This is a genomic window from Cardinium endosymbiont of Oedothorax gibbosus (assembly GCF_936981045.1).
Classification (GTDB): domain Bacteria; phylum Bacteroidota; class Bacteroidia; order Cytophagales; family Amoebophilaceae; genus Cardinium.
On the sequence record NZ_OW441264.1, the window covers coordinates 238,735 to 249,798 of the forward strand.

The 11,064-nt window shown below is 37.3% G+C and carries 8 protein-coding genes and 1 pseudogene; 1 reads left to right on the forward strand and 8 read right to left on the reverse strand.

The genetic code is table 11. The annotated features are described in order from the left end of the window. Positions 1-179: 179 nt before the first annotated feature. Together lpxA and NBW36_RS01175 are read right to left on the reverse strand one after the other, a co-directional pair. Positions 180-947, reverse strand: coding sequence for an acyl-ACP--UDP-N-acetylglucosamine O-acyltransferase (gene lpxA / locus NBW36_RS01170; protein ID WP_250238561.1), 768 nt, complete (start codon positions 945-947; stop codon positions 180-182). Then, positions 934-2,361, reverse strand: a complete 1,428-nt coding sequence (locus NBW36_RS01175; RefSeq protein ID WP_250238563.1) for a bifunctional UDP-3-O-[3-hydroxymyristoyl] N-acetylglucosamine deacetylase/3-hydroxyacyl-ACP dehydratase — start codon at positions 2,359-2,361, stop codon at positions 934-936. Before NBW36_RS01175 ends, lpxA begins: the two co-directional genes overlap by 14 nt. Before the next feature lie 407 nt (positions 2,362-2,768). Here NBW36_RS01175 and NBW36_RS01180 point away from each other — a divergent pair. Further along, a pseudogene (locus tag NBW36_RS01180) lies at positions 2,769-3,650 on the forward strand (IS982 family transposase). A 94-nt stretch (positions 3,651-3,744) separates the two neighbouring features. Here NBW36_RS01180 and lpxD read toward each other — a convergent pair. The 6 genes from lpxD to NBW36_RS01210 all read right to left on the reverse strand — a co-directional run bounded on the left by lpxD (position 3,745) and on the right by NBW36_RS01210 (position 10,467). Further along, positions 3,745-4,773, reverse strand: a complete 1,029-nt coding sequence (lpxD, locus tag NBW36_RS01185; RefSeq protein ID WP_250238565.1) for a UDP-3-O-(3-hydroxymyristoyl)glucosamine N-acyltransferase — start codon at positions 4,771-4,773, stop codon at positions 3,745-3,747. 45 nt (positions 4,774-4,818) lie between these two features. Next, a complete protein-coding gene (gene thrS / locus NBW36_RS01190) occupies positions 4,819-6,741 on the reverse strand; it encodes a threonine--tRNA ligase (protein ID WP_250238569.1) in 1,923 nt (640 codons plus the stop codon). Positions 6,742-7,745: 1,004 nt separating this feature from the next. Continuing rightward, the gene (locus NBW36_RS01195; RefSeq protein WP_250238571.1) at positions 7,746-7,907 is read right to left on the reverse strand and encodes a hypothetical protein; all 162 of its coding nucleotides are present in this window, start codon (positions 7,905-7,907) and stop codon (positions 7,746-7,748) included. Between the two features lie 101 nt (positions 7,908-8,008). Next, the gene (locus NBW36_RS01200; protein ID WP_250238573.1) at positions 8,009-9,268 is read right to left on the reverse strand and encodes an MFS transporter; all 1,260 of its coding nucleotides are present in this window, start codon (positions 9,266-9,268) and stop codon (positions 8,009-8,011) included. 112 nt (positions 9,269-9,380) lie between these two features. After that, on the reverse strand, positions 9,381-10,142 hold the full coding sequence (locus NBW36_RS01205; RefSeq protein ID WP_250238575.1) for a 4'-phosphopantetheinyl transferase family protein: 762 nt from the start codon (positions 10,140-10,142) through the stop codon (positions 9,381-9,383). Between the two features lie 112 nt (positions 10,143-10,254). Further along, the gene (locus tag NBW36_RS01210; protein WP_250238581.1) at positions 10,255-10,467 is read right to left on the reverse strand and encodes an MbtH family protein; all 213 of its coding nucleotides are present in this window, start codon (positions 10,465-10,467) and stop codon (positions 10,255-10,257) included. Between the last annotated feature and the right edge of the window lie 597 nt (positions 10,468-11,064).

An 11,064-nucleotide genomic window follows, 5' to 3' on the forward strand; every position in this document is an offset into this window, starting at 1 on the left:
TACTTTCCACGGTTCTTAACCACTTCAATGTATTTCAGTACAGCATCTAAATCGGTCCTTAAATTTATAAAAAAGGATTGGATTTGCTACTGTAATGTGGGCTAGCTTTAAGATAGGCAGACTGATATTTTCCTTAAGCCCTCACTACCAACTGAACAAATACCTATACCACACTTACATTAAGTGTTGGTCTTTTTCACAATGCCTTTATGGCTATTGCGTATAAAAGAGAGGATCATTTCTTTCTCTTGCGTATGGCCAACCTGTTTATCCACCTCTTCTAATGCCAGCGGCAACAATAATTGACTATGATAAATCAAACGGTAGGTATAGTATATGTTATTGCATTGTTCTTTAGTAAAGCCATTCCGTTGTAAGGCAACCAGGTTGATACCATAATAGCGCAATGGTTCTCGTGCTACTTTAATAAAAGGGGGCACATCCTTACGCACAATACTTTTAGAAGCGACCATACTATAGGCCCCTACCCGCATAAACTGATGGACCGCTGCCATACCGCCTATTACAGCATGGTGGTGCAATTGTACATGGCCTGCCAATTGTGCTGCATTGGTTACGATCACATGATCGCCAATGATACAATCATGGGCAACATGTACATAAGCCATAAGCAATACATGGGACCCTATAAGGGTATTGCCAAAAGCACCTCTATTGAGGGTAACAAATTCACGTATAACCGTATGGTCCCCGACTTCCACATAGGTGCTTAAATTGGTTGCTTTACGCTCCTGTGCAGAGGCACCAATAACCGCCCCTGGAAAAATCTGGCAGTTTTTTCCAATACGACTTCCAGACATAATGGTTGCATGAGGACCTATATAGGTACCATCACCTATGACTACATCTGCTTGAATCGTTACAAAATTACCTATGGTCACCGCTTTGCCCAGCAGAGCACTGGGATGGATATCAGCTTGCCTCATGTTGCTTGACAATTTGCGCCAATAATACTGCCTCACACACCAAATGCTCACCTACAAAAATACGTCCTTTTACCTTTGCAATCCCTACAGATTGCTTTTCAGTAGCACTAAATTTCACATCTGCCAGCAATGCACAATGCAATACTAAGGTATCTCCAGGTACTACTATACGACGGAATTTGCACCTGTCAATAGCAAGAAAATAGGTCAAATATTGCGCTGGATCTGGTACCTTATGCAACACCAATATACCACCGGCTTGTGCCAATGCTTCTATTTGTAGAACGCCAGGCATAACAGGGGTGCAGGGAAAATGACCTTGAAAAAAAGGCTCATTCATCGTTACATTTTTAACCCCAACCACATAGGAATTACCTAACTCCATAATTTTATCTACCAACTGAAAAGGATAACGATGGGGCAACATTTTACTAATCTGCTTTACATCAAATAGCGGTGTAGCTTGTAGGTCACAAATGGGAGCTCCTTTTTGTTCTTGCATCCATACATGCTTTCTTAAAGCCGCTACGAAACGTATGTTGGCGCTATGCCCAGGCTTATGGACCACCAGCTTCCCTTGCAGAGGCCTACCCAATAAGGCTACATCACCGATCAGGTCTAATAATTTATGACGAGCTGGTTCATTGATATAGCGTAGAGAAGATAAACTAGACGGAGCAGGTGTTATCAAATTTTCAACCTGTTTACCAGATAATTGGGTGACCTGCTGCAACCGTTCTGTATTATCGGTATGATCAGAGAAAATAACCGCTTTGATAGGATCGCCTCCCTGTAGCAACCCTTTGCGATACAAGGCAACGATGTCATCTAAATAGGTAAAAGTGCGGGCAGAAGCAATTTCTTTTTTAAAATGGGCTAATGTGGAGAGACTTGCATATTGATGCCCAATCGGCCATCTGTTGTAAGCAATGGTCACATGCAAGTTATAATCTGTATCAGGATAGACTTTATAATGGCTGCCGGTATAAGGATCATGATAGACAAACTTTTCCTTGAGTTTAAAAAACTTTCGGGAAGCTTCCTGTTGCAGCAGCCCTGCTTCTAATAGAAGATCTACAAAGGCTAATGCACTACCATCTATATCTGGCACTTCTGGTCCATTTAGTTGGATGCAAATATTATCCACTTGCAACCCTACAATGGCCGCTAACAAATGTTCGACAGTAGCTACCCGTGCTTGATCTTTTTCAAGAACGGTACCTCTTTCTACTGCAATTGCATGGATTACCAATGCCTTTATAAAAGGCTGATCTGGAAGATCCACCCGTTGAAATTGTATGCCTGTATCAATGGGCATAGGGGCCAGTGTAACCTTAACCTTTCTACCCGTATGAAGCCCAATGCCTTCAAAACTAATGATACGTTGAATGGTCTGTTGTTGGCGTTGCATCATAAAGATCTTTTAAAAAGGATTTTATATGATACTTTTTGCTTGATCAAAAAGTATCCAAAAAATCAAGCCCTGTCTAAAAAGCTGCTGAAAGCCCAGTTTAGAGCTGGAAAAGCAGAAGCCACCCTGCACACTCTCCCACTAAACTGTTTTTCTTTTCATCTGTAAGCTGCGCTTTCTGATCGCCCCTTTTTAAAAGGGGCGATTTTTCTTGTTTTATTCTATATTTAATAATCAGTAACGTTTATGCCTAAAAATTGACGCCATTGGCTCAGTGTATAGGGGTATTGTCGTCCTGGATAAAACTTGAGTTCGGGATTAGCTTGTTAAAAAATAGCTTTAAAAAGCTCCTTTGTGTTTTAAATTTGGAGATAAAAAAATACTAACCAGATTATCCAAAGGAGCCAGTTATGAATGTAGAAAAATTAGTTGAAATATATTATGCTGTTGATGAATTTCTCATAAAGTTTATGCCGTATATGGAAAAACAACTGTTAACCAACTCTAAAAGAAAACCTACTAGAACTTGTTCATTAACTTTGGGTGAAATAATGACTATTCTTATTGCCTTTCATGTGATTGGTTTTAGAAATTTTAAGTCTTATTATATTCATTTACAGCAATTTCATTCTAGTAAATTTGGAAAGTTAGTAAGCTAGAATAGATTTATAGAACTGATCCAAAGAACGTTAGTTCCCTTGTACTGTTTTACACAAAGTCTTTCTAAAACAAAAACAGGTTGTTATTTTATGGATGCAACAGCCATCAAGGTTTGCCATATCAAAAGAGCCTATACGCACAGGGTTTTTAAATCGATTGCTACTAAAGGTAAAACCAGCATCGGTTGGTTTTTTGGATTAAAGTTGCACTTGATAGTCAATGATTTAGGAGAAATCATGAATTTTCGACTGACCACAGGTAAAACTAATGATAGGCTTCCTGTAGAAAATTTATGTAAACACTTCATGGGTAAAATGTTTGCCGATAAAGGTTACATAAGCAAAGATTTATTTAAAAAACTGATCGAGAAAGGCGTGGAACTCATTACCCAGATCAGAAAAAATATGAAAAATTCTTTTATGCCACTCTGGGATAAACTGATGCTTAGAAAACGATCTATAATTGAAACTATTATAGATCATCTCAAAAATATTAGCCAGATAGAACATTCCAGGCATAGAAGCATACCTAATTTTCTAGTCAATTTGATAGCTGGAATTACAGCTTATGCACTAAAAGAGAAAAAACCTTCTATAACTAATATATATATGACTGGTTCACAATACGTCTAATCCCGAACTGAAGTGCTAAATTCCTTTATTGAGGGCCATAAGCGGGGGGCACACTAACGATCCATACACACAGCTGCTCCACTACTTTTAGGGGCTAATGCTCCTTTCTTGCTGGCGTCAGATTTTTAAATCGAGCATAGCAATATAAGAATTTTTTATTTTCAAAAGCAGGTGTACCGGAAAGGGTAATATGTCCTTTTTGAAAGGAGCGGGTAATACCGGCTCGACCAATGGCTGTAATATGGTCTCCCAAATGGAGGTGACCCGCAATACCTGTTTGACCACCCAACCTACAATAATCACCTACCTTAGTGGATCCAGCAATCCCTACCTGTGCCGCAATACCGGTATGCTTGCCGATTTGAACATTATGGCCCACTTGAACCAAGTTATCTATCTTAGTCCCTTTGCCTACTATGGTGCTACCTACAGTAGCCGCATCTATAGTGGTATGGGCACCAACTTCCACATCATCCTCTAGTCGTACATTACCAATTGAAGGGATAGCTTTATAGCTACCATCCGGATGGCTTAAAAAGCCAAAACCTGCACTACCTATTACGGCACCGGAATGGATGACACATCGACTACCTATCACCGTATAAGCCACTATTTTAGCCCCACTATAGAGTACCGTATGGTCTCCAATGGTTACATAATCTCCCACATAAACATGTGGATAAATTTTTACCCCTTTGCCTATAACCACATGGTGGCCAATATAGGAAAAAGCCCCTCGGTAAATATCTTCCCCTACCGTAACCTGCTGGCCTATATAAGAGGGAAATTCTATGCCGCACTTGGGGGCCATGCTTTGCTGTTGCACTTCCTCTATGAGGAGACAAAAACAACCATAAGGATCTTGTACACCAATCAAGGCAGCTGCTACCGGTCCAACGGGTTTAAAATCTTTGGCTACCAAAATAGCAGAAGCTTGGGTTTGATAAAAATCAGCAGCATATCTGGCATCAGCAAAAAAACCAATACCGCCAGAACGCGCTTCTGTCAATGGACAAAGATGGGTTAAGGTTGCATCTCTACTACCACTTAACAGTTTCCCATTAAACCGCTCTACTAATTCCGATATGGTCCATTGCATGGTACTTATTTTAGCTGAAGGCATTATAAAACAACTTCCAAATTAATTTACACAAATTATCCCTTTTAGTTAAACCACAACACCCATCGTAGCCACCTCCGTACAAATTTGCTTCATAAAGTCATTTAACGCCATAGTGATTTGCCCATCTTGTTTTCGAACCGAAACGGTTTCATCTGCCATTTCTTTTTCCCCAACCACTACAATATAGGGGACTTTGCGCAATGTGGCCTCACGGATTTTTTTCCCAATGGTCTCATTCCGGCTATCTAATGTAGCACGCATACCCTTTTCCAATAGCTTTTGCTGTACAACCGTACCATAACCATTATATTTATGAGAAAGAGCCAAAAGAGCTACTTGTTCTGGGGCTAGCCAAAGTGGAAACTTTCCACCGGTATGCTCAATAAGAATGGCTATAAACCGCTCCAGAGAACCAAATGGCGCACGATGGATCATAACGGGTCGATGCTTCCCACCATCAGCTCCCATATAGGTCAAATCAAACCGAATGGGCAATTGGTAATCCAATTGCACGGTACCCAATTGCCAACTCCGTCCTAAAACATCTTTCACCATAAAATCGACCTTTGGACCATAAAAAGCAGCTTCACCAAGCACAGTAGTAGCTTGTAAACCCTTCTCTTGGGCAATGGCTTGAATCGCTGCTTCGGCCAAATCCCAATCCTTCGACTCCCCTATATATTTATCGCTATTAGGGTCTCTAAAAGAGAGTTGCGCAGTATAGTCCTTAAAACCCAATAAACCAAATATATAAAGCACCAAATCAATTACTTTAGCAAACTCTTCTGGCACTTGATCTGAACGGCAGAAAATATGAGCATCATCTTGCGTAAAACAACGGGTTCTGGTCAATCCATGCAAGGCACCATGTAACTCGCAACGATAGACGGTTCCAAATTCTGCCAAACGTATGGGTAGCTCTTTATAAGACCAGGGTATACTATTGTAAATCTCACAATGATGGGGGCAATTCATAGGCTTTAAGAGATACTCTTCTTCAGCTTCAGCAGTACGAATGGGTTGAAAACAATCTTCTTGATACTTTTCATAATGACCAGAGGTGATATACAGTGCCTTATGGCCAATATGAGGGGTAACTACCGGCCGATACCCACGTTTGATTTGCTCCTTTTTAAGAAACTGCACCAAGGTATCACACAATAGCGCACCATTAGGCAACCAAAGAGGCAGACCTAGGCCTACTTTTTCTGAAAAGGTAAACAAGCCAAGGGCTTTTCCGATCTTTATATGACTTCTTTTTTGGGCTTCTTCTCTAATATGGAGAAAATTAGAAAGTTCTTTTTTAGTTGGAAAGGTAATGCCATAGATACGGGTAAGCTGTTTATTTTTTTCATTGCCACGCCAGTAGGCTCCTGAAACATTTAAAATTTTAGCAGCCTTAACCCATGCAGTATGCGGAAGATGAACACCTTTACACAAATCTATAAAATCGCCTTGTTGGTATAAGGTAATCGTACCATCCTTTAACCCTTCTAGTAGTTCTAACTTATAAGGATCTTCTTTTTTACTAAAAAAGTCAACTGCTTCTTGTTTGGAAACTACTCGACGGATAAATGGATCTTTTCGCTGGGCCAGCGTAATGATTTTTTTTTCTATAGCTTCTAGGTCTAAAGCATCAGCCGCATAGACACCTAAGTCTACATCATAATAGAATCCCTGTGCAATAGGAGGACCTATACCAAATTTAACACCAGGATAAAGGAGCTCCAAAGCTGCCGCCAAAAGGTGCGCAGAAGAGTGCCAAAAGAGCTGCTTGCCTGCATCATCGTCCCATCTAAGAAAACGAAGGGGGGCATCTATTTCAATAGCACGGGTCAAGTCATAGACTTCCTCATTGACCTGAACCGCTAAAATGTCCATTTGCATCCCCAACTGTTGGGCAATATGTAAACCAGTAATCCCTTTGGGAAATGACCTTATCTGGCCATCAATTAGAATGTGAATCATTTATTCTATCATCTGCTATTATACGATGCACCACGTGACGCATATCAAAGGTGTATCCGGGATTAAGAAGTAAAAAAGCCGTTAAATACAGAGTGGGCTATTGGCTTTAAATTTAGAGATCAACTTACATTATTTAATATATGTAAAGCACCCAGCTACGAATTTAATACAATTCATAAAATTAAAGGAGTAGTTATCTGACTTTTTGCTCGATTAAAGGAACGTATATACTACTTTTTGCTCGATCAAAAAGCTTATATCTTAGTATTAACGTGAGTGCGGGATTTATTTGACTGATTTACAACAATTTAATATCAATTATTTAGTTAATATTTGCACCTATTTAACAAGTTTTTATATCTAATTTTATAAATATAATATATATAATAAACTGATTATAAGAATTATTTGTTATTCAACTACCTATTTAACTGTCTATAAAACAAATTTTATAAATTTTTATTAATATTGATTATCAAATGAAAAAATAATCTAATCCCGAACTCACGTGAAAAAAGTACTTTATGAACACATAACTAAAGGGATAAACCTGAACGAAGAATACAAGAAAATCAGCTTTATTTGTTTGAAACTATCAAGCAGTCTAATCCAAAACTAAAAGAAATAATCCCGTCAGTAGCTGAAAAATTCAGACAAAGGGAAACTAGAACTGGACAATTTTATAGTTCGTGTCAAGTTTTATATGCATTTTCCATACGTGAAAGGTTATCAACGAGCTGGTCTTTCTGTTGCATGCTGCACATTTCTTACTTTACAAGATTGATATCAGCTTTTGGGTAGTATGAGCAGGTTGGGAAGTTGAGACCTTCTGCTGAGCATTGCGCTTGTGGTAACTGTTCCTGTTGCAGGAACAGTTGCTCAAGCTTAGGCAGATCTTCGGTTACTTTGGCCAATAATTGATTAGACTGATCTGGTGTCGATTTTGATGCTATTTTACTGATATTCTGTTGCACCACTTACTCAAACAGTGGCTGTGCAATTAGTTATCTTGTAGCTAACTTTTTATGGACTGTTTGTATGGCTTGCGTATATAACTTAGGATCTTCCACTGTATCGGATACAGCTTTTTCAATACCACAAGCTTGGGCATGGTCTAACACCTTATCCATAAATGCATCTACTAAATCACGCGATCGTATACCCAATTTGATATCTATTTCTGGATTATAGCATTGAGCTTTAGGAGCTTTTAGACTGTACCCTGTCCATGTATACTCGGAAGACTCTTATATTTAAGAAGAAATTGCTATTCTGTAAAATTTTCTAACACTATATAACTTAGCATAAGGGATATGCCAGATAACAATAGTATAAGGTTGCAATTCAGAATCATTAACTTCCCTATAAATAGCCCAGCAATAAAGAAACCCATGGAAGCTATTTGCCCGCTACTACCGATTATCTTGCCTTGACTTTCTTTGCTTACGCTACCAGCAAATAAGTTGGTAAATCCTAATGTAGAAAATGGAGTAAATATATAAAATAATATTGCTATTATCCATGTAATATACAGGTGATCTGTTACAGATAAACATGATATGATTTGTCTGGAAATTGAACCAAATATTAATAATAGGGCAGTGACGAGTAGTGATAACTTGATTTGAGTTTTATAAGTAATGTACTTAACCATTAGTTTTTGTAATGAATACATGCTCATTGCCATAGTTATGAACATGACTATAAAGAATATACCAATCTTATTAGGTGTATAACTATGGTTATATGCTAGATACAGTGATAGTGATTCTACAAATAGCCCAAAACCAAGCATAAATAATAAATAGCTAAAAGCCAACTTGATTAAGTATGGGGTACCAAATATATATGTTAATGAAGTTGCTATCGACCTTAGAGCATGTAATAGATTAAAGCAAGATTTATTGGGTGTCATCTCCATATGGTACTTTATGTTAATTTTCCTAAAGCTATTCCATAGTAGCAGGAGGTTAGCTATGCTAAGTATACAAACGATAACAAATGGAATAATTAATGGATTGGCCATATTTATTTGACTGATGCATATAGATAATCCGGGACCTAATATAAAACCCAACATAGATGCAAGCATGGGTAACTTAAAATTATTCATTCTGTCCTGTTCATTATCAGATATATAACTAATTAAGGCATTACCTACTGCATAAGTACCAGATAAAAATCCACTTAAGCATATGCTCAGTAGAAATAACCATATATTATGGGTTGCTATTGCAGCTATACTTAATAGGCTATTCATTACTAATCCTATCAATCCATATAGGATAATTTTACTTTTCTCATACCTATCTGATAGCGCTCCTAATATTGGCATGCCAACCATACTTGATAAAGGAAATAAAGCAAGCGTTAGGCTATACAATGTCTCATATGCGCAGCATATATTGTCAATTTTTAGTCCAAGCTTACGATTCATAAATAACTCTGGAAGTATAGGAAACAGTAAACCACTGTTTATTCCATCGATAAGTAACATCAAACAAATGCTGTATAAGAGAGGTTTCATTTTAATTATTTATTCTATTTTATTTATTGGTGTTTTGGAATTACCATTGTGGATTCTTGCAGGGGCACTTTATACTATGTAAGTACTTATATGCTTATAATTGCCATTAATATTACAAGATTTTAATTTTATTGAAAATATAGTGGTTATGCATTTCTACATAAGCGATTTGATTTATTTTATGTTCTATAGCTAAAGCAGCTGAATAATCACCCTTTACCCTTAATGGAAAACAATACCAACTTTTCGGATACCGATTTTGTTTACTAGCAAGCGCAATAGTATTTGCCCCCATGGTCTCAATGGTGTTAATCGGATAGGATAACCCCTGCCCATTTGCTTTAATCAATGATTCTTTTTTAGTCCATATATCGTAAAAAAAACTAACTTTTGCATCACCATTCAGGCAAGTAAAAAAGCGATATTCTGTGGGAGTAAATACCAGATGAGCCAGCTCTTGCACTTCTAGATTCTTATCATGTAGTTCAATATCAATACCCACTCTACTATCTAAAGCAATCGCATAACCAACTAGGTCATGCGAATGGGACATATTAAAGGTAATATTAGACTCCTTCAAGAAAGGTTTACCATAGGCTCCGTAGGAAAATATAATATCTTTTGGATGCTGCTTAGTGTAATAGCCTAATATATACCTTAAAATTCCATGTGAGATAATGTACTGCCTCCTTAAATGGTCCGTATAATATTTGCTGGCTTGAACTTGTTCTTCAGCTGCTAAACATTGAAGGAATGGGTTTATATTTAATTTGCACTCAGCTAGATTGACAATATAAATAAACACTTTATTAGGGTTTTGATTGAATACCAACTGGTCTAAAAGTTTTTGTTCAAAAATACCAGCACATTCCATTAAACCCTTTAGCATATATTGCCCTAGCTTATGATTATTTCACTTTATGTCCTATAGCCCATATGCAAACATACACCAAGTATCAAGCAAAGCTGCTTTGCTTAGATTTTCCCTAATTAGAGGCAGTTAATTTGTCCATTTTTTCCCTAAGGCTTTTTGGTTTCATATCTGTCCATACCTGATTGATGTATTGCAAGCACTCCTCTTTACTACCTTTGGGCCTAACCTGCTTCCAACCATGTGGAATGGGTTTCCATGCAAACCAAAGTGAATACTGTTCTTCCTCATTTATCAAGCATATATATGTTTCATGTTTGTCTGACATAGTATATAATAATTTACTGGTTACATCTTGTTTGCGACAATGGACTTAGATTGGAGGATTGGTCATCCCCACAGTTGTGTTCTAAGCCCCTAAGTATAGAGTTAAAATAAACATTAAAATAGATACAGTACAAGACCCTAATTTAGCATAATCTTATTCTTGTCATAAATTATACTCTTAATCACATAAAAATAATTTTTTAAAAGAAGAATTTTTATATAAAATATCAGAGCATATTGCATAATACAATTTTTTTCCTTTTATATCGTACATAAAGCCTTGTTGAAATTAAAGGTCTAAGAGGAGCCTTAAAAAGCAGGAGCAAGGTTAGGAAATGAATGCATGGTAACCAATCAAAGATAAATATAGTCTTATATCGGTGAAATCATCATATCATTTTATTTTGGAGGCATCCTTTCCTAACTATATGGTACCTTCTAAAATATTTTTTTAATGCTTTTCCCTAACTTCCTAACGGAAAGACGGATTTGTTAAGAGTACAGCAAGAGGCTCACTAACAGTGTATACATAAAAAATAGGTTTAAGTAAATTGAATATGCTGATTAGTTGGTTACATAACTAAAATGATAAAAAGTC

Coding starts and splice junctions, on each gene's coding strand:
- lpxD (WP_250238565.1), bottom strand. CDS start 4,773: ATGCCTTCAGCTAAAATAAGTACCATGCAATGGACCATATCGGAATTA.
- lpxA (WP_250238561.1), bottom strand. CDS start 947: ATGAGGCAAGCTGATATCCATCCCAGTGCTCTGCTGGGCAAAGCGGTG.
- thrS (WP_250238569.1), bottom strand. CDS start 6,741: ATGATTCACATTCTAATTGATGGCCAGATAAGGTCATTTCCCAAAGGG.
- NBW36_RS01175 (WP_250238563.1), bottom strand. CDS start 2,361: ATGATGCAACGCCAACAACAGACCATTCAACGTATCATTAGTTTTGAA.
- NBW36_RS01200 (WP_250238573.1), bottom strand. CDS start 9,268: ATGAAACCTCTCTTATACAGCATTTGTTTGATGTTACTTATCGATGGA.
- NBW36_RS01210 (WP_250238581.1), bottom strand. CDS start 10,467: ATGTCAGACAAACATGAAACATATATATGCTTGATAAATGAGGAAGAA.
- NBW36_RS01205 (WP_250238575.1), bottom strand. CDS start 10,142: ATGGAATGTGCTGGTATTTTTGAACAAAAACTTTTAGACCAGTTGGTA.